This is a genomic window from Mesorhizobium sp. M0633, assembly GCF_040320645.1.
In the GTDB taxonomy this organism is placed as follows: domain Bacteria; phylum Pseudomonadota; class Alphaproteobacteria; order Rhizobiales; family Rhizobiaceae; genus Mesorhizobium.
The window spans coordinates 215,648-237,607 of record NZ_JAMYQC010000007.1 but is presented as its reverse complement, the minus strand read 5'-3'; the positions used below and the strand labels follow the sequence as shown (position 1 = coordinate 237,607).

At 65.7% G+C, this 21,960-nt stretch carries 22 protein-coding genes and 1 tRNA gene; 18 read left to right on the top strand and 5 right to left on the bottom strand.

Translation table 11 applies throughout. From position 1 onward, the window contains the following. Window position 1 precedes the first annotated feature (1 nt). From NKI47_RS10195 to NKI47_RS10175, 5 genes are read left to right on the top strand one after another with little or no spacing between them, the layout of a single operon-like run. A complete protein-coding gene (locus NKI47_RS10195; protein ID WP_352589681.1) occupies window positions 2–3,649 on the top strand; it encodes a cobaltochelatase subunit CobN in 3,648 nt (1,215 codons plus the stop codon). Next, window positions 3,646–5,115 carry a precorrin-3B synthase gene (gene cobG / locus NKI47_RS10190; RefSeq protein WP_352570390.1) on the top strand — a complete coding sequence of 490 codons (1,470 nt, stop codon included), beginning with the start codon at window positions 3,646–3,648 and terminating at the stop codon, window positions 5,113–5,115. Before NKI47_RS10195 ends, cobG begins: the two co-directional genes overlap by 4 nt. Next, window positions 5,112–5,759 (top strand): precorrin-8X methylmutase, encoded by a 648-nt coding sequence (locus NKI47_RS10185; protein ID WP_502896971.1) that lies wholly within the window; start codon window positions 5,112–5,114, stop codon window positions 5,757–5,759. The genes cobG and NKI47_RS10185 overlap by 4 nt, the downstream gene beginning before the upstream one ends. Beyond that, window positions 5,756–6,514 (top strand): precorrin-2 C(20)-methyltransferase, encoded by a 759-nt coding sequence (locus NKI47_RS10180; protein ID WP_352589675.1) that lies wholly within the window; start codon window positions 5,756–5,758, stop codon window positions 6,512–6,514. The genes NKI47_RS10185 and NKI47_RS10180 overlap by 4 nt, the downstream gene beginning before the upstream one ends. Beyond that, window positions 6,511–7,275, top strand: coding sequence for a precorrin-3B C(17)-methyltransferase (locus NKI47_RS10175; RefSeq protein WP_352589672.1), 765 nt, complete (start codon window positions 6,511–6,513; stop codon window positions 7,273–7,275). The genes NKI47_RS10180 and NKI47_RS10175 overlap by 4 nt, the downstream gene beginning before the upstream one ends. Here the strand turns inward: NKI47_RS10175 and NKI47_RS10170 are convergent. Beyond that, on the bottom strand, window positions 7,239–8,021 hold the full coding sequence (locus tag NKI47_RS10170) for a cobalt-precorrin-6A reductase (protein ID WP_352589669.1): 783 nt from the start codon (window positions 8,019–8,021) through the stop codon (window positions 7,239–7,241). The genes NKI47_RS10175 and NKI47_RS10170 overlap by 37 nt on opposite strands. A 1-nt stretch (window position 8,022) precedes the next feature. On the opposite strand from NKI47_RS10170, the gene cbiE reads away from it, so the two are divergent. Genes cbiE through NKI47_RS10130 form a run of 8 tightly spaced genes read left to right on the top strand, consistent with a single transcriptional unit; the run spans window position 8,023 to window position 15,062 of the window. Continuing rightward, on the top strand, window positions 8,023–9,261 hold the full coding sequence (gene cbiE, locus NKI47_RS10165) for a precorrin-6y C5,15-methyltransferase (decarboxylating) subunit CbiE (protein WP_352589666.1): 1,239 nt from the start codon (window positions 8,023–8,025) through the stop codon (window positions 9,259–9,261). Continuing rightward, window positions 9,258–9,638: a cobalamin biosynthesis protein gene (locus NKI47_RS10160; RefSeq protein WP_352589663.1), complete on the top strand. Its 381-nt coding sequence runs from the start codon at window positions 9,258–9,260 to the stop codon at window positions 9,636–9,638. Before cbiE ends, NKI47_RS10160 begins: the two co-directional genes overlap by 4 nt. Further along, window positions 9,635–10,399 carry a precorrin-4 C(11)-methyltransferase gene (cobM, locus tag NKI47_RS10155; protein ID WP_352589660.1) on the top strand — a complete coding sequence of 255 codons (765 nt, stop codon included), beginning with the start codon at window positions 9,635–9,637 and terminating at the stop codon, window positions 10,397–10,399. The genes NKI47_RS10160 and cobM overlap by 4 nt, the downstream gene beginning before the upstream one ends. After that, a complete protein-coding gene (gene cobA / locus NKI47_RS10150) occupies window positions 10,396–11,202 on the top strand; it encodes a uroporphyrinogen-III C-methyltransferase (protein ID WP_352589658.1) in 807 nt (268 codons plus the stop codon). The genes cobM and cobA overlap by 4 nt, the downstream gene beginning before the upstream one ends. Next, window positions 11,199–12,512, top strand: coding sequence for a cobyrinic acid a,c-diamide synthase CobB (locus tag NKI47_RS10145; RefSeq protein ID WP_352589656.1), 1,314 nt, complete (start codon window positions 11,199–11,201; stop codon window positions 12,510–12,512). Before cobA ends, NKI47_RS10145 begins: the two co-directional genes overlap by 4 nt. Continuing rightward, window positions 12,509–13,270: an adenosylcobinamide-GDP ribazoletransferase gene (locus NKI47_RS10140; protein WP_352589653.1), complete on the top strand. Its 762-nt coding sequence runs from the start codon at window positions 12,509–12,511 to the stop codon at window positions 13,268–13,270. Before NKI47_RS10145 ends, NKI47_RS10140 begins: the two co-directional genes overlap by 4 nt. Before the next feature lie 24 nt (window positions 13,271–13,294). After that, window positions 13,295–14,305, top strand: coding sequence for a nicotinate-nucleotide--dimethylbenzimidazole phosphoribosyltransferase (gene cobT, locus NKI47_RS10135; protein ID WP_352589650.1), 1,011 nt, complete (start codon window positions 13,295–13,297; stop codon window positions 14,303–14,305). A gap of 16 nt (window positions 14,306–14,321) precedes the next feature. Next, window positions 14,322–15,062: a hypothetical protein gene (locus NKI47_RS10130; protein WP_352589647.1), complete on the top strand. Its 741-nt coding sequence runs from the start codon at window positions 14,322–14,324 to the stop codon at window positions 15,060–15,062. 102 nt (window positions 15,063–15,164) lie between these two features. Here NKI47_RS10130 and NKI47_RS10125 read toward each other — a convergent pair. Both NKI47_RS10125 and NKI47_RS10120 read right to left on the bottom strand, forming a co-directional pair. Then, window positions 15,165–15,240: transfer RNA gene (locus tag NKI47_RS10125), tRNA-Lys, on the bottom strand. A gap of 105 nt (window positions 15,241–15,345) precedes the next feature. Next, window positions 15,346–16,251 (bottom strand): PhzF family phenazine biosynthesis protein, encoded by a 906-nt coding sequence (locus NKI47_RS10120; RefSeq protein WP_352589644.1) that lies wholly within the window; start codon window positions 16,249–16,251, stop codon window positions 15,346–15,348. A 111-nt stretch (window positions 16,252–16,362) separates the two neighbouring features. On the opposite strand from NKI47_RS10120, the gene NKI47_RS10115 reads away from it, so the two are divergent. From NKI47_RS10115 to NKI47_RS10100, 4 genes are all read left to right on the top strand, one after another. Beyond that, window positions 16,363–17,652 carry an efflux RND transporter periplasmic adaptor subunit gene (locus NKI47_RS10115; RefSeq protein WP_352589641.1) on the top strand — a complete coding sequence of 430 codons (1,290 nt, stop codon included), beginning with the start codon at window positions 16,363–16,365 and terminating at the stop codon, window positions 17,650–17,652. A gap of 2 nt (window positions 17,653–17,654) precedes the next feature. Next, the gene (locus NKI47_RS10110; protein WP_352589638.1) at window positions 17,655–18,362 is read left to right on the top strand and encodes an ABC transporter ATP-binding protein; all 708 of its coding nucleotides are present in this window, start codon (window positions 17,655–17,657) and stop codon (window positions 18,360–18,362) included. A 2-nt stretch (window positions 18,363–18,364) separates the two neighbouring features. Next, window positions 18,365–19,582 (top strand): ABC transporter permease, encoded by a 1,218-nt coding sequence (locus tag NKI47_RS10105; protein WP_023676652.1) that lies wholly within the window; start codon window positions 18,365–18,367, stop codon window positions 19,580–19,582. A 113-nt stretch (window positions 19,583–19,695) separates the two neighbouring features. Beyond that, a complete protein-coding gene (locus NKI47_RS10100; protein WP_023676653.1) occupies window positions 19,696–19,938 on the top strand; it encodes a hypothetical protein in 243 nt (80 codons plus the stop codon). Here NKI47_RS10100 and NKI47_RS10095 read toward each other — a convergent pair. Beyond that, complete coding sequence (locus NKI47_RS10095; protein ID WP_352589635.1) at window positions 19,935–20,663, bottom strand: hypothetical protein; 729 nt, start codon at window positions 20,661–20,663, stop codon at window positions 19,935–19,937. The two genes, NKI47_RS10100 and NKI47_RS10095, sit on opposite strands and share 4 nt — an antisense overlap. 7 nt (window positions 20,664–20,670) lie before the next feature. Then, window positions 20,671–21,783 (bottom strand): endonuclease/exonuclease/phosphatase family protein, encoded by a 1,113-nt coding sequence (locus NKI47_RS10090; protein WP_352589632.1) that lies wholly within the window; start codon window positions 21,781–21,783, stop codon window positions 20,671–20,673. Between NKI47_RS10090 and NKI47_RS10085 the strand changes: the two genes are divergently transcribed. Then, entirely contained in the window at window positions 21,782–21,919 is a 138-nt protein-coding gene (locus NKI47_RS10085) for a hypothetical protein (RefSeq protein ID WP_352570411.1), read from the top strand. The two genes, NKI47_RS10090 and NKI47_RS10085, sit on opposite strands and share 2 nt — an antisense overlap. Window positions 21,920–21,960: the final 41 nt, after the last annotated feature.

Genomic DNA, 21,960 nt, shown 5'->3' with positions numbered 1-21,960 from the left:
GATGCACATCCTCACCACCACATCCGCCTCGCTCGACGATCTCGCCGAGCCCGTCGATCTCAGGCAAACGCCTGCGGATGTCGTGGCGCTGTCCTTCACCGACAGCGACCTGGCCGGGCTGGCGGCGGCGTGGAAGGCAGATGCGCACCGCCTGCCGTCGATGCGGCTCGCCGCCTTGCGCGACCTGCGCCATCCGATGTCCGTCGACCTGTGGATCGACAGCGTCGCCCGCCACGCCAAGGTCATTCTGGTCCGCATCCTCGGCGGCTATGACTGGTGGCGCTATGGCTGCGACCAGCTCGCCGTTATCGCGCGAAATCGCGGTATCAAGCTGGCGCTCCTACCGGGCGAGAGCCACGACGAGGATTTGCGACTGATCGAAGGCTCGACGCTGCCGCGCGAGGAGTTGGACGCCCTGCTTGGCTATTTCCGCGAGGGCGGGCCGGCAAATATGACGGCGCTGGTGCAGAGGCTGGCAAGTCTCGCTGGATCGGGTGCGGCGGTAGCCGAACCTGTTAGCGTGCCAAAGGCGGGATTTTACGAGCCGGGACTGGGGGTAGTAGAACGCGGCGTCCCCCTCCCCCTCGAGGGGAGGGTCCGGCCGCAGGCCGGGGGTGGGGTCCTCTCCGAAGCGCGCCTACACAAAACGTCGCGCACTGCCGTGACGACCGCACCCGGCCCTGCGGGCCACCCTACCCTCGAGGGGAAGGGGGACGTCGTGCCAATTCTCTTCTACCGTTCGATGCTGCTCGCCGCCGATGTCGCGCCCATCGACGCGCTTTTCGAAGCCCTGCGCCACCGCGGCATGGCTCCCGTGCCTCTGTTCGTCTCCAGCCTCAAGGACCCGGCGTCGCTCGCCTTTGTCGAAACCGCGCTCGCAACCCTGAAGCCTGCCGCCATCATCACCGCCACAGCTTTCGCCTCGGGTGCCGAGCCCGGTGTCGAAACCCTGTTCGACCGCGCCGGCGTGCCGGTGTTCCAGGTCATCGTCGCGACCACCCGCCGCGACATCTGGCAAACCAATCAGCGCGGCCTGGCGCCCGCCGACCTTGCCATGCATGTCGTCCTGCCCGAGCTCGACGGCCGCATCCTGGCCGGCGCCATTTCATTCAAGAGCGAAAGCGAAACCGACCCGGCGCTGGCCTTCCGCGCCTTCGCCAACCGGCCTGAGCCCGACCGCGTGGCGCAAGTGGCGAACCGTGTCGAGGCCTTCGTGCGCCTGCAGCGGACGCCGCGTGCGGAGCGCAAGCTCGCCATCCTGATCCCCGACTATCCGAGCGCCCCCGGTCGCACCGGCTACGCGGTTGGTCTCGACGTGCCGTCCAGCGTGCTGGCAATGCTGCACGACCTGAGCGAACAGGGCTACGCCGTTGAAAGGATTCCGCAAACGCCGCGCGAGTTGCTAGAGGTGCTGGAAAAGGACAGCCAAGGGTTGGCCCTACACGACTATCAGACCTTTTCGAAGGAATTGCCTGCAGCGGCAATCGCTGCGGTAGAGGCGGCTTGGGGGAATGCGGCAGATGAGACAAGTTTGTGCGAGGCACCCCCCTCTGTCCTGCCGGACATCTCCCCCTCAAGGGGGGAGATTGGCAGTTTCGCCGACGGCTCTCTCTCAACATCCTTGGTGATTGGCGAAAGCAGAGACAACAGCGCAATCTCCCCCCTTGAGGGGGAGATGTCCGGCAGGACAGAGGGGGGTGTTCAGGCGCCTAGCGCCGCAAAATTCGCCTTCCGCGCAGCCACCTTCGGCAACGTCACCGTGGCACTCGCACCTGACCGCGGGCGCTCAGCCGACCGCCGCGCCGACTATCACGACCCGACGCTGCCGCCGCGCCATGCGCTGGTCGCCTTTGGCCTCTGGCTGCGCAAGTCGCTCGGCATCCATGCAATTGTCCATGTCGGCGCCCACGGCACGCTGGAGTGGCTGCCCGGCAAGACCGTGGCGCTCAGCGAAAACTGCTTTCCCGAGATAGTCACCGGTCCCCTGCCCGTCATCTATCCCTTCATCGTCTCCAACCCGGGAGAGGCAGCGCAGGCCAAGCGGCGCATTGCCGCCGTCACGCTCGGCCATCTGCCGCCGCCGCTGACCGGCGCCGGGCTGGACGAAAACCAGCACAGGCTTGAACGACTGGTTGACGAATATGCCCAGGCCGACGGGCTCGACCGCCGCCGCCGCGACCGCCTGGCGAAGCTGATCGTCGAGACGGCGGAAAAGACCGGCCTCGCCTCAGAGGCAGGCGTCGCCAGGACCGACGCAGCCGACGAGGCTTTGCGCCGCATCGACGCCTGGCTCTGCGATCTCAAGGATTTCGCCATCAAGGACGGCCTGCACATTTACGGCCGCGCGCCGGAAGGCGAGGCTGATCCGTTGCGGCGGCAAAGTGCGGCAGCTGAAAAAACCGCGCTGCTTGCCGCCCTCGATGGCCGCCACGTCGCTGCCGGTCCGGCCGGTGCGCCGGCGCGTGGCCGGAGCGATGTGCTGCCCACCGGCCGCAATTTGTTTACCGCCGACCCGCGCACCATGCCGACGCCGACCGCCTATGATCTGGGCAAGATGGCAGCGGAAGAAGTGGTCCGCAGCTACATGCAATCGCATGGCGACTGGCCGCGCTCGCTGGTCATCGACCTGTGGGGCTCGGCCTCGCTGCGCACCGGCGGTGAGGAGATCGCGCAAGGCCTGGCGCTAATGGGCTGCCGGCCGCAATGGGATTCCGCCACCGGCCGCATCACCGGCATAGATGTGCTGCCGCCGGCAACACTCGGCCGTCCGCGCATCGATGTCACCTGGCGCATATCGGGCCTGTTCCGCGACATGTTCCCGACCCAGATCGCGCTGATCGACGCCGCGGCCAACGCGGTGGCGACCCGCGACGAGGACGATTCGGAAAACCCGCTCGCCGCTAGGACCCGCATCGACGGCAAGATCGGCCCGCGCATTTTCGGCACCTCGCCGGGCACTTACGGCGCGGGCGTCGAGGACTTGTTGTCGAGCGGCGACTGGGCCGCGCGCGAAGAGATCGGCCGCACCTATCTCGCCGCCACCTCGCACGCCTATGGCGGCTCCGAGGGCAAAGGCATTTCGGCGCCCGGCGCGTTCGAGGATCGCCTCGCCGAGGCCGACCTTCTGGTTCATAGCGGCGACGACCCCGGCCGCGACATCCTCGAAGGCTCGGCCGACGTCGCCTTCATCGGCGGCTTTTCGGCAGCACTTGCCGCGCTCGGCAAAAACGCCGACGTGATCGTGCTCGACACCACGGACCCGCAAAGACCGAAGCCGCGCTCGGTTGGTGAGGCCGTATCCCGGGTAGTTCGCGCCCGCGCGGTCAACCCGCGCTTCATCGCCGGCCAGATGCGTCATGGCCCGCGCGGCGCCTCGGAATTCGCCGAGACGGTCGACCGGCTTGTCGGCTTTGCTGAGACTACCCATGCCATATCGGGCACGCTGATCGAGGCGATGCACGACGCCTATCTTGGCGACCCCGTGGTGCGCGCCTTCATACTGCGCGAGAACCCGGCGGCGGCGAAGGTGATTGCCGAGCGTTTGCTGTCGGCACGGCGGCGCGGGCTCTGGCATCCGCTGCGCAATTCGATCGATGACGATCTCGCCGCACTGATTGCCGAAGCGCAAGCTCTGGGAGTGGCGGCATGAACGCTTTCTCGCGCCGTGGCGCCTGCCCTGCCTTGTCCGCGCCGATGCAGACCGGCGACGGGCTGCTGGTGCGGCTCAATCCGGTCGCTGGAGGACTGTTGCCGAAATCGTTGATCGGACTCTGCGAATCTGCCTTGCGCCATGGCAACGGTATCATGGAAGTGACCGCCCGCGGCAGCCTGCAGATCCGCGGCCTGACGTCGGCAAGCGCGCGGCTGCTGGCGATGGAGGTCGATGCGCTCGGCATCGCGGTGCGCACCGGCGTGCCGGTCGAGACCGGCCCGCTGGCCGGGCTCGACCAGGAGGAGATAGCCGACCCGCGCCCAATGGCGCAGCGGATTCGGGCGGCAATTGAGGACGCCGGTGTTACGCAACGGCTTGGCCCGAAGGTGTCGGTGATTGTTGACGGCGGCGGGCAGCTGACAATGGATGCGGTTACGGCCGATGTCAGGCTGGTCGGGGTGCGGGCCGCCGACGGAATTAAGTGGCGGGTATCGCTCGCCGGAGATGCGCAGGGTGCCACGCCGCTGGCGATGTCCGAGGAAGATGCGGCTTGTGACATCGCCGTCGCCATTCTCAGGATGGTTGCCGAAAAGGGCCGCGATGCCCATGCGCGGGATTTGACGGCGAGGCAGCTGAGATCTCTCGCAAGTTGGCGATCCGTCGCGCCCCCCTCTGTCCTGCCGGACATCTCCCCCACAAGGGGGGAGATCGGCAGCTTCGCCGGCGGCTTCCCCCCAGCACCTTCGGCGATTGGCGAAATCGGAGACGAAGGCGCAATCTCCCCCCTAGAGGGGGAGATGTCCGGCAGGACAGAGGGGGGCGCGAAGGATCGCCGGCCCATCGGAGTTTTCGATCTGGCAGCCGGCAGTACCTCCCTCGGCATCGGCCTGCCGTTCGGCAGCATACCAGCGCAAAAACTTATCGATCTCACCCAATACGCCCTCATCCTCGGCACCACCGAAATCCGTCTGGCGCCGGGTCGCACGCTGCTTTTGCTTGGCCTCTCCCCAGCCGCATGTCTTTCACTCCAGAAAACCGCCGCAACCCTCGGCTTCGTCACCGACGCAGCCGATCCGCGCACCAGGATCGCCGCCTGCCCGGGTGCTTCCGCCTGTGCCTCGGGCCGCATCGCGACACGCAACATCGCCGAGACCATCGCCGTGGAAGACCGCGATATCCTCGATTCCTCGCTGACGCTGCACATCTCCGGCTGCGCCAAGGGTTGCGCCCATCCCGGTCCGGCGGCGCTGACCCTGGTCGGTGGCGAAAACGGAGCCGGACTTGTCGTGGACGGGACGGCAAAGGCATTGCCCGCCGGATACAGGCCGGGCTACGACGCCGCGCACGGCATCGGCCGCGTTGCAGCGATGATCCGCAGCGCACGACATTCCGGCGAAACCGCTGCCGCCTGCCTGGCAAGGCTCGGCGCGGCCGGCATCACCGAAATCTACCGACAGGAATGAGCATGCCCGCCCAGAACGCCTACGACTACATCCATGACGGCACGGCGATCTACGAGCGCTCCTTCGCCATTATCCGCGCCGAGGCCGACCTGTCGCGCTTTTCCGAAGCCGAGGCCGAAATCGCTATCCGCATGATCCACGCCTGCGGCCAGGTCGATGCTTGCAGGCACTTCGTTTTCTCGAGCGATTTCGTCGCCGCCGCGCGCACGGCCCTGGGCGCCGGCGCGCCGATCTTCTGCGACGCGCAGATGGTCTCGCACGGCGTCACGCGCGCCCGGCTGCCGGCCGGCAACGATGTGATCTGCACGCTGCGCGATCCGCGGACCGCCGACATCGCGAAAAAGATCGGCAACACCCGCTCGGCCGCCGCGATCGACCTGTGGGGCGAGCGCATGGCCGGTTCGGTCGTCGCCATCGGCAATGCGCCGACAGCCCTTTTCTATCTGCTGGAAAAACTGCGCGACGGCGCGCCGAAGCCGGCGGCGATCATCGGCATGCCGGTCGGGTTTGTCGGCGCCGCTGAATCGAAAGATGCGCTGGCCGAAAATTCCTATGGCGTGCCTTACGCCATCGTGCGCGGCCGGCTGGGCGGCAGCGCCATGACCGCCGCCGCCCTCAATGCATTGGCGAGGCCGGGCCTATGAATGCGATTGCAAAAGGCAGGCTTGTCGGCGTCGGCACCGGACCCGGCGACCCGGAACTCTTGACGCTGAAGGCAGTGCGCGCGCTGGCTGAGGCCGATGTCGTCGCGCATTTCGCCAAGCGCGGCAACAACAGCAACGCCCGGGCCATCGTCGAAACCCATTTTCGCCCCGATTTGATTGAACTGCCGCTGCTCTATCCGGTGACGACCGAGATCGACAAGGACCACAGCGATTACCGCTCGCAGATCACCGATTTCTACGAGCAATCGGCCGAAAAGGTCGCCGCGCACCTCAGCGCCGGCAGGATGGTCGCTGTGCTTTCGGAAGGCGACCCGCTTTTCTACGGCTCCTACATGCATCTTCATGTCCGGCTGGCGCACCGTTTTCCGACCGAAGTCATTCCCGGCGTCACCGCCATGTCCGGCTGCTGGTCGGCGACCGGCCTGCCGATCGTCCAGGGCGATGACGTGCTGACGGTGCTGCCGGGCACCATGAGCGAATTCGAGCTGACGCGTCGCCTCGCCGACACCGACGCTGCGGTGATCATGAAGGTCGGCCGCAACCTGCCCAAGATCAGGCGCGCGCTGGAGGCAACCGACAAGCTGGCGCGGGCCATCTATGTCGAGCGCGGCACCATGCCGGGCGGTGTCTCGATGCGGCTTGCCGACAAAAAGGATGACCAGGCGCCTTATTTCGCCATCGTGCTGGTGGCCGGCTGGTCGGGCCGGCCAAGCGCATTGAAAGCCGAAGCATGAGCGGCCGCCTCACTGTCATCGGCCTCGGGCCCGGCAACGCCGACCAGGTGACGCCGGAGGCAAGCCGTGCCGTTGCCGAGGCAAAATTCTTCTATGGCTATAAACCCTATCTCGACCGGCTCGATCTGCGCCCCGACCAGATTCGCGTCGCTTCCGACAATCGCGAGGAACTCGCGCGCGCCAGGGACGCGCTGCTGAAGGCTGTGGAAGGCCACGATGTCGCCGTCGTGTCGGGCGGCGATCCCGGCGTCTTCGCCATGGCCGCGGCTGTCTGCGAGGCGATCGAGGCGGGCCCGCCCGAATGGCGCGCGGTCGACATCGCCATCGTGCCTGGCATCACCGCCATGCTCGCCGTTGCCGCCCGCATCGGCGCGCCGCTCGGCCATGATTTCTGCGCCATCTCGCTGTCCGACAATCTGAAGCCGTGGGACCTGATCGAGCTACGCCTGCTGGCGGCAGCCGGCGCCGGCTTCGTAATCGCGCTCTACAACCCGATCAGTAAGGCGCGCCCATGGCAGCTAGGCCGCGCCTTCGAATGCCTTGCTGCGATCCTGCCCGGCACCACGCCGGTGATCTTCGGCCGTGCCGCCGGCCGTCCCGACGAGCGCATCGAGGTTTTTCTGCTGGCCGACGCCGATGCCGCGAAGGCCGACATGTCGACCTGCATCATCATCGGCTCGCCGGAAACCAGGATCATCAAGCGGGGTGACAAGGCCGCGCTGGTCTACACGCCGCGTTCGGCAGCGGGCCCAAGAACATGACCGACCAGAAAATGATCGACCATCTCGGCAAGAGATTCGACGGTCTCAGCCGACGTGACGTCCGGCAGCGCCGGCCTGCGGATCATCACCGCCTCGATCCCCAGCGCTCGCGCCGCCGCGATCTTGCCGTAGGTCGCCTCGCCGCCGCTATTTTTGGAAACAACGACTTCGATGCCACGGCTTCCGAGCAGCGCGCGCTCATCGACCTCATGAAACGGCCCGCGCGCCAAGAGATAGGTCGCGTCAGGCACAGCGAGCCTGGGCTCGACCGGGTCGACACTGCGGATGAGATAATGATGCTGGGGGGCGGCCTTGAAGGCAGCGACCTCCTGTCGCCCGAGCGCCAGGAACACGCGGCGCGGCACCGATCCCAAAGCCGTCACCGCGCTGGCAACGGTGTCGACCAACATCCAGCGATCACCTTCGACCGCCTCCCATCCGGGACGCCTGAGCGCAACGATAGGCACGCCGGTCATGCGCGCCGCTTCCGCCGCATTGCCGGAGATTCGCGCCGCATAGGGATGCGTGGCGTCGATCAGCAGGTCGATCTTGTTCTGGCGGAGATATGCCGCCAGCCCGCCGGCACCGCCGAAGCCGCCGACCCGCACCGGCACCCCCTGCGCGGCCGGGTTTTCGGTGCGGCCGGCCAGCGACAGCATGACCGAAATATCCGCGCGCGCGGCCAGCTTTCCGGCCAGTTGCCGGGCTTCGGTGGTTCCGCCGAGGATCAGAATGCGGTGGGTCATCATGCCTGCTGAAGCTCCGCGCGGCGCCAAGCTCACCTCAAAGTGGCTCACGATCATCGGCATCGGCGAGGACGGTGTAGCGGGTCTCGGCGACGAGGCCAAGCGGTTGATCGCGGAGGCCGAATTCGTCTTCGGCGGCAAGCGCCACCTTGCCCTCGTCGCGTCGCTCGCCAAAGGTGAAGCGCGCGCCTGGCCGACACCTTTCGATGCCGAGCTGCGCGACGTGCTGGCGCTCTCCGGCAGACGCGTCTGCGTGCTGGCCTCCGGCAATCCCTTCTACCACGGTGTCGGCGTCACCCTCGCCCGCAAGGTCGCGGCAGAGGGTATGCGGGTGATCCCCGCGCCCTCGGCCTTTTCGCTGGCCGCCTCACGCCTGGGCTGGGCGCTGCAGTACGTCGAGACCATTTCGCTGCATGGCCGCTCGCTCGACCTGATCCGGCCGTTGCTGCATCCTTGCACCCGCATTCTCGCGCTGACCTCGGACAGCGATGCACCGGAAGCGATTGCCGGTCTGCTGACAGAGCTCGGCTTCGGCGCCTCGCAGCTGACCGTTCTGGAGGCGCTGGATGGGCCGAACGAAAGGCTGCGCTCGGCGAGCGCCGGCACTTTCGCCCTCGAAAAGATCAACCCGCTCAACGTGCTCGCGATCGAAGTTGAATCGACTTCGCAAGCACGCATCCTGCCGCTGACATCAGGCCTTGCCGATCATTTGTTCGAGCACGACGGCCAGATCACCAAGCGCGAAGTGCGCGCCGTCACCCTGTCCGCTCTCGCGCCAAGACGCGGCGAGTTGCTGTGGGATATCGGCGCTGGCTCAGGCTCGATCGGCATCGAGTGGATGCTGGCCCATCCCTCCATGCGTGCGATCGCCGTTGAGGCAGATCCGGCCCGCGCCGCGCGCATCCGACGCAACGCCGCGGCTTGCGGCGTTCCCGGTCTTGCCGTCGTTGAAGGTTCGGCACCGCAAGCGCTTGGGCTGGAGACGCCCGCGGCGATCTTTATCGGCGGCGGCGGCAGCGATGCCGGCGTGCTGGAGGGAGCCATGGATGCCTTGCCAGCCGGCGGCCGCCTCGTCGCCAATGCGGTGACCCTGGAGATGGAGGCACTGCTGCTTTCCCGTCACGCCGCGCTCGGCGGCGAACTCACCCGCATCGCTGTATCCCGTGCTTCGCCGGTCGGTTCGATGCAGGCGTGGCGGCCGGCTATGCCGGTTACCCAATGGAGCTGGGTGAAGCCATGATGGTCGCGGGCATCGGCAGCCGCAAAGGCGTCAGCGCAACGGACGTGCTTGCCGCGGTAGAAACCGCGCTGGAGGCGCACGGGCTTGCCCTGTCGGCGCTTTCGGCCCTCGCGACCGCGTCTCTCAAGCAGGATGAAGCGGCAATCTTCGCCGCCGGACGCGAACTCCGCCTTCCGGTGATCGTCGTCGAGCAGGATGAACTCAAAGCCGCATCTACGACCAGCCGTTCCGACCTATCGCAGGAGCATGCCGGCACGCCGTCGGTTTCCGAAGCCTCGGCGCTTGCCGCCGCCGGCAAAGGCGCAAAACTGCTCGGGCCGCGCACCGTGCTCGGTGCTGTCACTTGCGCCATCGCCATCAGCGGAGATGCGGCATGACCGTTCACTTCATCGGTGCCGGCCCGGGTGCTGCCGACCTCATCACCTTGCGCGGCAGCCGCCTGCTCGGCAGTTGTTCCGTCTGCCTCTATGCCGGATCGATCGTCGCGCCGGAGCTGTTGCAGCACTGCGCGCCCGGAACGCGGTTGATCGACACCGCGCCGATGTCGCTCGACGAGATCGAGGCCGAATATCTGGCCGCCCACGCGGCCGGCCATGATGTCGCCCGCCTGCATTCCGGCGATCTTTCGGTGTGGAGCGCCGTTGCCGAGCAGATCCGCCGGCTGGAAAAGCACGGCATTCCTTACACGCTGACGCCGGGCGTGCCGTCCTTCGCCGCTGCGGCGGCAGCGCTGCGCCGCGAGCTGACCATTCCAGAAGTCGCGCAAAGCCTGGTGCTGACCCGCATCTCCGGCCGCGCCTCGAAAATGCCTCCCGGCGAAACGCTGGCCGGCTTCGGCCGCACCGGCGCCACGCTGGCCATCCACCTTGCCATCCACGCTATCGACCGGATCGTCGCCGAACTGACGCCGTTCTATGGCGCCGATTGCCCGGTGGCGGTCGTCTTCCGTGCTTCCTGGCCGGACGAGCGCGTGCTGACCGGCACGCTGGCCACTATCGAGGCGCAACTGGCCGCCGATCCGATGGAACGCACGGCAATCATCTTCGTCGGCCGCTCGCTGGCGGCGGAGGGCTTTGGCGAAAGTTCACTGTACGACGCGCACTACCAGCGACGCTTTCGCGGACGGGACGGATTGTGAGCGGCAGCAACAGAAACACCATCGTCGAGCAGGCGCTCACCCGGCTCAACTTCAAGCCGCGCCAGCTTGAGCCCGGCCACGTCTGGCTGGCCGGCGCCGGCCCCGGCGATCCCGGCTGCCTGACGCTGGAAGTGCTGGCCGCCCTCGGACAGTGCGACGCGCTGGTTTATGACGCGCTGGTCTCGCCAGAAGTCGTCGCTGTCGCCGAGGGCGCGGAACTGTTCTATGCCGGCAAGCGCGGCGGCAAGCCGTCGATGAAGCAGGACGACATCACCGCTCTGCTGGTCCGGCTGGCGCGCGCGGGCCGGCGCGTCGTCAGGCTGAAGGGCGGCGACCCCTACATTTTCGGGCGTGGCGGCGAAGAGGCGCTGGCGTTGGCCGGGGAAACTATCCCGTTCCGCATCCTGCCTGGCCTGACGTCCGGCCTCAGCGCGCTGGCCGCGACCGGCATTCCCGGCACCATGCGCGGCATCAACAAGGCGCTGATCCTGGCGACCGGCCATGCCGCCGGCACCGATGATGATCTCGACTGGGCGGCAATCGCCCGCACCGGCCAGCCGGTGGTCGTCTATATGGGTATGGCCAACCTGCCGCTGATCGCCGCTTCGTTGCTAGAGGGCGGCCTGCCGTCTTCGACGCCCGCCGCGGTCATCGTTGCCGCGACGACGCCGCAGGAGCGTATCGTCGTCGCCACGCTCGCCACGATTGCCGAGGAAACGGCCGCAGCCGGCTTGACCTCGCCGGCGCTGATCGTCGTCGGCGGCATCGTCGGGATGCGCGCGGCACTAGCGGGTGAGCCATGACCCGCGCCATCATCATCGGCGCGCCGCGCTCGGGCTCGGGCAAGACCAGCGTCACCATCGGCATTTTGCGCGCACTTGCCCGGCGCGGCCTGAAAGTGCGCGGCGCCAAATCCGGCCCGGACTATATCGATCCTGGCTTCCACACCGCAGCCACTGGCCTGTCCGGTGTCAATCTCGACAGCTGGGCAATGCCGCCCGCCCTGCTCAACGCACTGGCCGGCGAAGCGACCGAAGATGCCGATTTTATCTTCCTCGAAAGCGCCATGGGCCTGTTCGACGGGATCCCTGCTGCTCCAGGCCGTTCCGGCTCGGCTGCCGATCTTGCCCGGCTTTACGGCCTGCCGGTGCTGCTTGTGCTCGATGTCTCCGGTCAGTCGACCACGGCAGCGGCCGTCACCAAGGGTTTTGCTACCTACGATCCGGATGTGCGCATGGCCGGGGTCGTACTCAACCGGCTGGGCAGCGAGCGCCACCGCCGGCTATGCGGCGATGCCATCGAAGCACTCGGTCTGCCTGTCGTCGGCGCTATCCTGCGCGATCCCTCGCTCAACCTGCCCGAGCGCCATCTCGGCCTCGTCCAGGCCGGCGAATATGAGAATCTGATGGCGCATCTCGACCGGCTGGCCGACATGGTCGAGCGCTCGCTCGACCTCGACTCCATTATGGCGCTGGCGGCGCCATTCACGCCCGCGCCGGGCAATTTCGACGACGCGCTGCCGCCGCCCGGCCAGCGCATCGCATTGGCCGAGGACGCCGCCTTCACCTTCCTCTATCCGCACGTTGCCGCGCATTGGCGCAAGGCCGGCGCCGAGATCGTTCCGTTCTCGCCGCTCGCCGATGAAGCGCCTGGCGACAATTGCGATGTCTGCTGGCTGCCCGGCGGCTATCCCGAACTTCATGCCGGCCGCCTCGCGGCCGCGGCGAATTTCAGGGCCGGCATGGCGCGGTTCGCCGCCACGCGGTCGGTGCACGGCGAGTGCGGCGGCTTCATGGTGTTGGGCGAAGCGCTCGAGGACGCGTCGGGCGAGACGCATCCGATGCTCGGCCTGCTCGGTCATTCGACCAGCTTCGCCAAGCGCAAGATGAACCTCGGTTACCGCGAGGCGCGGCTGCGGTCCGGCTGTCCGCTCGGCGGCCAAGGCACGCTGATCCGCGGCCATGAATTCCACTACGCGCAGATGATTGCGACCGGCAATGACGAGCCGTTGGCCGACCTCGCCGACGGTCAAGGAAATCCGCTCGGCGCCTCGGGCTACCGGCGCGGCAATGTCAGCGGCACGTTCTTCCATGCCATTGCGAGGGGCGGATGAAGGCCTCGCAACAGCAAATTCTCGACGACATCGCGCTTTGCCTCGTCTTCTTTACCCGGCTGCCGCTGCCGCGAGCCGACTTCCGTGGCCGCAGCCTTGCCGCTGCGATCTGGGCTGCACCCGTTGCCGGTCTCGCCGTCGCTCTGGCCGGTGCGCTGGTCTACGCCGGCGGCACGAGGCTCGGCCTCGCCGCTGGCCCTGCTGCAGCGTTGGCCCTTGCCGCGATCTTGCTCGCTACCGGCTGCCTGCATGAAGACGGGCTTTCGGATGTCGCCGACGGCTTTGGCGGCGGCAAGACGCGCGACAGGAAACTCGAGATCATGCGCGACAGCCGCATCGGTGCCTACGGCGCCTGCGCGCTCGGCATCTCGCTGCTGATCCGCTGGAGCGTACTCTCTGGATTCGTCGGCCCGACTCATGTCTTCTGGGCCCTCATTGCCGCGCATGCCGCGTCGCGCGGCCTGCCCGGCGCCTTCATGCACCTGCTGCCACCGGCCCGCAGCGATGGCCTCTCGGTTGATGCAGGCGCAGTCACGGCCGAAACCGCCGGTATCGGTACCGTACTCGGTGCGATCGCGCTGCTGGCGCTTGGGTTCAGTGCTGCCATGTTCGCGCTCATCCTGCTTGCGTTCTTGTTTGCCGCGTTTCGAGCGCTTTGCCTCAACCAGATCGGCGGCCAGACCGGCGACACCGTCGGCGCCCTGCAGCAGCTCGGCGAGATCGCAATCCTGCTCGTCGCTTCCGTTTCCCTGTCTTGACTCTGTTTCGGAGATTTTGCCCCCATGCCTTTCAAATCGCTCGATGAACTGCGCGCCGCCTGCCTCGACCTGCACAGCGGCAGCGACGCCGCGGCCAACGCCGTCGCCCACCGCCAGGACACGCTGACCAAGCCGCAAGGCAGCCTCGGCCGGCTGGAGACAATTGCCGCCTGGCTGGCGCGCTGGCAGGGCCGCGACATGCCAAAACTCGACCGCGTCAAGGTCTTCGTCTTCGCCGGCAACCACGGCGTCACCGCGCAAGGGGTGTCGGCTTTCCCTTCGGAAGTCACCGTGCAGATGGTGGCGAATTTCGCCGGCGGCGGCGCCGCCATCAACCAGCTTGCCCGCGTGGCCGGCGCCGAACTCGACGTCATCCCGCTCGACCTCGACCGCCCGACCGGCGACTTCACGCAAGAGCCCGCAATGGACGACGAGGCCTTCCTTGCCACCGTCTCGGCCGGCTACGACACGGTCAGCAGGGAACTCGACCTCGTCTGCTTCGGCGAAATGGGCATCGGCAACACCACGCCGGCCGCGGCCATCTCGACCGCGCTGTTCGGCGGCGGCGCGGAAAGATGGACCGGACGCGGCACCGGCGTCGACGACGCCGGCCTCGTGCGCAAGATCGTCGCGATCGAGGCCGGCCTCAAGCGCCACGCCGAGGCGCTAGCCGATCCGCTGAAGGTAGCGGCAGCCCTCGGCGGCCGCGAGCTCGCGGCGATCCTTGGTGCGACGCTGGCAGCGCGTCATCTCGGCGTGCCGGTATTGCTCGACGGCTTCGTCGGCACCGCTGCCGCGGCACCATTGGCGAGATTGCATCCTGCCGGCCTCGCGCACACACTGGCAGCCCATGTCTCGGCCGAATCCGGCCACCGTCGTCTGTTGGAGGCGCTCGGCCTGCCGCCGCTGCTCGACCTCGGCATGCGGCTCGGCGAAGGCTCCGGCGCCTGCCTCGCAGTCAACATTGTTCGTTCAGCGCTCGAATGCCACGCCCGCATGGCAAGTTTTGCAGAGGCAGGGATCTCGGAGAAGTAAGGACCAGACGGCTGCGATGAATGAACCGCCATATCCTTTTCGTGACCCGAAGCAGGGCATTCGCGAAATCTATGCCCGAATTGTCCGCGATTTCGATCGGAAGGCTGGGGCCTTTGCCGGGCTCACATACAGTTCACCATGGATGTTGGCCACAGAGGATTGGGCTGAACGATCAGGTCATTCGGTCGAGGACCTATGCGAGATGATTTCTCAAAAGCGGATTTCCTACTTTTCCAAGGAACCCGCGGATCCAGAAACCGTCCGGATTTTTGAGGATTTTCGCAACGCGGCTGAGGAGTGGAGAGAAGAGACCGGCTACGCTGATCTGCCCACGCGCCTCACCCCCGAGATGAGAAGATTTACGAATTACAAGGAGTTAAAAGCACACACGTGGAGACTGTGGAGTTCCATGGGGCTGGATCGACCGTCACACGATTATTTTCTTCGTGACCTCAGCTTTAGGGGCATGATGGAAGATGCTTTTGGCCACGAGGTTCTAGTCGGGATGAAACTAAAGCTTGGATATGGTGGGCCTATCCGGCTGGATTTTCACTTTCCTTACTACGCAGACGATGAACCTACATCCTTTGGACTGGGCGGTCTCTCGGGCGAGGCGCTATTCAATGCACTTCGACTGCCCAGGCATCCTGAACTCGAATGGATCGCAGGCAAGAGCAAAACAAACTTCGATGCCGTCGACGGCGTGATAGCCATAACGCGAGCAATCCTGACCTATCTGAGGCCCACCATCCAATAGTCGGGCGAGTCGACTAGTCGCTGGCCGACATGTGCGACGGGCAAAACGCTGTCTCGCGCCGCGGCTCGTTCTAAGGTCTTTCCACCAAATCCTGGAGATTTTTGGTGGGTGCGCACAGGATTGAACTGTGGACCCGCTGATTAAGAGTCAGCTGCTCTACCAACTGAGCTACGCACCCACTCGGCCGGCAAAACCGGCGTTGGCGGGCATATAGCCGCCGACATCCGCCATGTCCAGCCCCGTGGGATTCATTTCCCGACAAATCGCCGAAGTGCCGAGGTCGTCAAACAAAAAGCCTGCCTTCAGCCACCTTCACCGCATGGCCGCCGATGCGGGCGGCCGCCAGTTTGCCGCCTTCGACATTCAGTTCGAGGCGAATGCGCGAAGGCCGGCCCATCTCCAGCCCCTGCTCGATCCACAGTTGTGAAACGCCGTCGGTCGGGCCGTCGAAATGCATGATCGCGCCAGCGAACGCGGCCGCCGCTGAGCCGGTCGCCGGGTCTTCGTAGGACGGATTGCCGGGCACCATCATGCGGACATGGAAGGCACTGTCATGGTGCACCGTCTCGCGGCAATAGACATAGGGGCTGGCGAAGGCCCATTCGCTCTTGCGTGGTGCGAGCTCCGACCAGGCCTGGTTGTCCAGCCTGATCCGGGCGGCCGCCTCCAGATTGGCGACGGGGATGGTCACGTAGGGCACGCCCGCCGACCAGAACGAAACGCGGTGGTTCTCGAAGCCGATCTCGTGCGGCCCAAGGCCAAGGGCCGCGCCGATCGCCTCGGGATCGGCCGACAATGCCAGCTGCGCCGGCAGTTTCGCCAGGTCGAACTCGGCAAGGGTCGAACCGTCGTGCTTGCTGACAGCGCAGCGCACCGGGCCGATATTCTCCTCGAGCACGAAGATGCCGGCGGCCTCTCCCGCCATTTCGGCGAGCGCTATCGCCGAGCCGACGGTTGGGTGGCCGGCGAACGGCATTTCATAGTCGGGCGTGAAGATACGGATGCGGGCCCGGTGCTTCGGGTTGTCCGGCGGCAGCACGAAGACGGTTTCGGACAGGTTGAACTCGCGCGCCACCGCCTGCATCGCCGCAACGTTGAGCCCGTCACAGTCGAGCACGACGGCCAGCGGATTGCCGGCCAGCCGGTTGGTGGTGAATACGTCGTAAAGCAAGTAATTCCGCGGCTGCATCTCAGTAAGTCCTCTGCCTCATTCCAAACATGAGCGAAATTTAATTTGAATTTTGAACCATAAGGCCTGATTTGTGCACTGATGGGATATCACTGAACATAGGGGTCCGGCGTGGACCAGATTGTCAATCTGCCAAAGACGGAATCCGCTTCCGCCATCGAGACGGCGCTCGGGCTCGACCACCAGGGCCTGAAGACAAAACGTCGCGGTTGGCTTTACGCAGTGTTCGCACTGCTTGCCGTCGCCGCGAGTGTCGTCGGCTACCAGTGGTATGCGGGCTCGCCCGACAAGATCGAGTATACCACGACACTGGCCGCCATGGCCGACCTTACCGTCGCGGTTTCGGCTACCGGCACGCTGCAGCCTCTCACCCAGGTCGATATTTCCAGCGAACTCTCCGGCGTCGTCCGCTCGGTTTCGGTCAACGAGAACCAGCTGGTGAAGAAGGGCGATGTGCTGGCCGCGCTCGACACCGCAAAGCTGGAGGTGCAGATAGAGCGCGCCCAGGCCTCCGCCAAGGCAGCGGCGGCGAGCGTCGAGGACGCCACCGTGACCCTGGCCGAAAACGAAAAGGCGCTGGTGCGCGCGGCGCAGCTGACCAAGCGCGGCATGGCGACGGACCAGTCGCTTGAAGCGGCAACCGCCACGCGCGACCGCTCGAAGGCAGCGCTCGATATCGCCAAAGCCAACCTCGCCATGGCCAATGCCGATCTCAAGGCGCAGCAGACGGATCTTGCCAAGAGCACAATCTACGCTCCGATCGATGGCATCATACTGACGCGCTCGGTCGATCCCGGCCAGACGGTCGCCTCCTCGCTGCAGGCGCCGGTGCTGTTCGTCATCGCTGCGGATTTGAAGAACATGGAATTGAAGGCTGCGGTCGACGAGGCCGATATCGGCGCCGTCAAACCCGGCCAGCATGCGCGCTTCACCGTCGATGCCTTCCCGGAACGGCCGTTCGACGCCGAGATCCGCGACATCTCCTATGCCTCGGTCACCACCGACGGTGTCGTTACCTATGATGCAAGGCTCGACGTCGACAATAGCGAGCTTCTGTTGCGGCCCGGCATGACAGCCACCGTCTCGGTCGTCACCAAGCAGGCCAAGAACGTGCTAACCGTGCCATCGATCGCCTTCCGCTACCGGCCGGCGCAAACGGCGGAGCGCGGCTGGAGCCTCACCGACCTGTTCACCGGCCGCATGGGGCGCCCGGGCGGCAACCGCCAGCGCCAGGCGGCGACGAAGCCCAGCGACGGCTCGCGCACGCTTTACGTGCTGGAGAATGGCCGGCCGCATCCGGTCAACGTCAGGGTCGGCTCGACAGATGGCGAACTGACCGAGATCGTTTCCGGCCTGGAGAAAGGCGCGCAAGTCATTACCGCCTCGCAGCAGCGGAGCTGATCGTGGCATCGGGCGCGACCCTCATCGGCTTCGACAAGGTCTGGAAAAGCTATGGCCAGGGCGAGGCCCGGGTGCATGCGCTGGCCGGCGTCGACCTCGCCATCAGGCGCGGCGAATTCGTCGCCATCATGGGCCCGTCCGGTTCGGGCAAATCGACGGCCATGAACATCATTGGCTGCCTCGACACGCCGACCGCTGGGACTTACAGCTTCGAAGGCATCGACGCCGGCCGTCTCGACCGCAACCGCCGCGCTCAGCTGCGCAACCTCTATGTCGGCTTCGTCTTCCAGGGCTATAATCTCTTGCCGCGCACCACGGCCGCCGAGAATGTCGAACTGCCGCTGATCTATCGCGGCGCCGGTGCCCGCGAGCGCCGCGGCCTTGCCATGCAGGCACTTGCCGAGGTCGGCCTTGTCGGCCGCGAGCATCATACGCCGGCCGAGCTGTCCGGCGGCCAGCAGCAGCGCGTGGCGATCGCGCGCGCCATCGTCACCAGGCCGACGCTGCTCGTTGCCGACGAACCGACCGGCAATCTCGACACCGCCCGCACGCACGAGATCATGGAACTCCTGACGCAGCTGAACAGCGAGCTCGGGCTGACTATCGCCATGGTCACGCACGAAGCCGATGTTGCCGGCTATGCGCAGCGCACGATCCGTTTCCTCGATGGCCATGTCGCCTCCGACACAGCCAATCTCGAGATGGCCTAGCCATGATCTGGGAAACCGTCCGTCTCTCACTCCGCTCCATCCGCCGCAACGTGCTGCGCTCGTTCCTGACGCTGCTCGGCATCGTCATCGGCGTCGCCGCCGTCATCGCCATGCTGACCATCGGCTCGGGTACCACCGAGAAGGTCAAGTCCGATATTTCCAAGCTCGGCAGCAATCTGCTCGTCATCCGTTCCGGCCGTCCGGCCGGGCCCGGCGGACCTGGAGGGCTCGACCAGGTGGTCCGGCCGCTGGGCGACAAAGATCTTGCAGCGCTTGCCGCGCATCTGGACGGCTCGCGCGCCATCTCGCCGGCGTCGCAAAAGCAGGTGCGCGTCATTTTCGGCACCGAAAGCCTGACCTCGGGCGTCACCGGAACCGACAGCGCCTATCTCGATGCCCGCGACTGGAAGCTGGTTTCGGGCCGCCCGTTCAGTGATTCGGAAACCCGCTCGGGCACCGGCGTCTGCCTCATCGGCGAGACGGTGCGCCAGCAGTTCTTCGGTGCCGGCGACCCCGAAGGCGAGATCATCCGCGTCAACCGCACCTCCTGCAAGATCATCGGCCTGCTCGAACCGAAGGGCTATACCGGTTTCGGCCAGGACCAAGACAATGTCGTGCTGATGCCGCTCGCCGCCTATCAGCGTCGCATTGCCGGCAATCGCGACATCGAATCGATCTATGTCGCCGCCGACGACGGTACGCCAACCACGGTGCTGCAGCAGCGCGTCGAGGACATCTTGCGCGACACACGCCGCATCACGCCCGACCGTGACGATGATTTCTCGATCCGCGACATGACCCAGATCGCCGATGCCATGGCCAGCGCCACCACCACCATGACTGGCATGCTCGGCGCCGTCGCCGGCGTCAGCCTGCTCGTCGGCGGCATCGGCATTATGAACATCATGCTGGTGTCGGTAACCGAGCGCACGCGCGAGATCGGCATCAGGCTCGCCATCGGCGCCCACGAAAAGCACATCCTCATCCAGTTCCTGGTCGAGGCAACCGTGCTGTCGCTGCTTGGCGGCATCATCGGCATCCTGATCGGCCTGGCGCTGGCCGGCCTCGCCTCGGTGACGCTGACGATCCCGTTTGCGCCGAGCCCGGCGGTCATCCTGCTTGCCGTCGGCTTTTCCGCGCTGATCGGCATGGTGTTCGGCTTCTTCCCGGCGCTGCGCGGCGCGCGGCTTAACCCGATCGACGCGCTGAGGCATGAATAGGCATTGCAGCAAGTGTCGCCTCCAGACGCTGCCAATTTTTTATGCAACCTGCCCTTGTCGCAGCACATTCTGCAATGATAACAATGCTGTTGGGGACTAAGGGGGAACAATGGATGAGCAAGAAAGCGCGACTGGCTCTGGCGATTGTGATCGTCGAAGCCGCCTTGGCAGGGCTTTGGTGGAATTTGATCCTTTATGGGATGGAGAATCCCGATCGCGTCACCGCTGACTTCCAGCAGGTAATTGGGCAGACGATGGGAACGACGATGGGCGCGCTCCTGGGTCTCGGCGTGCTGTTGTATTTTGTTGCCGCCCGCAACGACCGCAAGGCTATTGAAGGTAGGCTACGACGTTAGAGTTGGAAACCTTGCTCGCTCGCAAAGTGCCATTCGATCAGCGGTCTCATATGCGGCATCAACCCGTCCGGCAGGTCGGCTGCATTGCGGATGATGACGGGGCCTTCGATTTCAGGCTCTGACTCGGCCGCGACGAAAGCGCTGATCCGCTGTGCCAGGTCGTCGGCGGAGGCCGTCTCTCGGTAGCGGCGAAAGATCACCGTGCCGCTTGCCGTCGACAGGGCGTAATGGCGCCTGCCGCGTGTCGCGCCTGACAGGTCGAGACCGGTCTCTTCGCGCACCTCGCGGATCATGTTGAAGTCGACGTCGACAAGGCCATCGCGGAAATCGCTTGGCTCGAACGAACCGGCGGCGAAGTAGACGCGCCCCGCATTGACCGTATGCGGCGCCATGCGGATCGCCACAAGCGCATTGTCGCCGGCGACCAGCATGGCATGGGCATAGGCGTGCTCGGCCCCGGCCACCTGTCGATTGCCGCGCCAAAGCATGAAGGTCGAATACCGCACCGCATGGCAGCGGCCAACGAGGCGATTGTCGCGATAGCTGAGAGCGGAAAGCAGCACCACGATGCCGTCGAAAAGCGCCGGCTTGGCTGCGGTCTCACGCCGCCAGTTTGCGGCGATCGCCTCGGCATTATCGCGCTCGAACGGGTGCGGGCCGGGATCGAGCCTGACGTCGATGGCATCGACCGGCAGGATGACGTTGCGCGGCAGATCGAAACTCACGCCAGTCTCACACCATGTCGAGGGCAATTGCTACCGGGCAATGGTCGGATGCCTTCGGCCGGTCCCACCCGGCACGTGGGAAGCGCTCGACCTCCTGGCCCGCTGGAAATATGGTGCGCCAAGGCTGGCCGTTGCGGATGATATCGGGAACCGCGGTGGCGTTCTGCCTGGCCAGCGCCCTCGACAAAAGGATGTAGTCGAGCTGGCAGAGATGCCGCTCTTCCGGTCCGCGTGTGTGATAGAAAGTCCAGCGGTCCATTTCCGGCCGCCGCTCGACCGCGTTTTCACAAAAGCCGCCGGCAGTGAGCACATCGATGCAGGACCGGCTCTCGTCGATGACCTCGAAACGGTAGCCGTCGACGGCATCGCCGGTAATCTTCACGCGCTGCCGGTAGTCGTTCATATCGCCGCAGATTGCCCAGCGCTTGTCGGCGGCATGGTCCTTGCCGAAGCGCTCCTCGATGATCCGGCGCACTGCTTGAGCTTCGGCGATGCGCAGCGGCATGGTCGCCTCGCGGCCGTCGAGGCCGTTACGGGGCGAGCCCATCGACTTGAAATGCACGAGATACAGCGTCAACGGTGCGCCAGCCACCGTCAGATCGATTTCCAGGCAGTCGCGCCGGAAGATGCGCTCATTGGCCTGGTGACCAAGCGCTGCCAATTCCGCCGTGTGCAGCCCGAATTGCTCGAACGTGACATAGGCGTAGCTGGTCATGCGCACGAATTCGATCGGCTGGCCCTGCGCGGTCTCGTTGCGCATCATCACGGCGACGTCGATGCCGCGCGAATCATTGCCGGCGGTGGTGTATTTCTGCCGGTAGCCTTGCCCCACCATCTTGAACAGATAGCCATATTCGAAGGCCCTCAGCGCCTCGATATTGTCGACCTCCTGCATGCAGATGATGTCGGCGCGGGTGGCCGCGATCGCCAGCGCCGTCAACTGCCGCGTGTCGTCGGATTGGGCGATGGCCCGCGCCTGCTCGAGCATCTTGTATTCGGCCTCGCTCTGGATGTCGAAAAGCGCCAGCGTGCGATCTTCGTTGAGCTGATTGCGGTATCCGGAATAATCAAACCTGTTCATCAGGTTTTCGACGTTGAAGGTGGCAAGGCGCAGCGACATGGCTTTGACCTTTGCCCGCAAGCGCGCGCGAAAACAAGGGCGCAGAAATCAGGCGGCTCTGATTGATCGCGCGCTCGTTATGGTTGACGGAACCTTTTTGTTCATCTTCCGTTCAGATGGAAAGTTCCATCAATAGGCCCTTCCCCGGGGTATTCTGGGCGTGGGGCCTGAATCTTC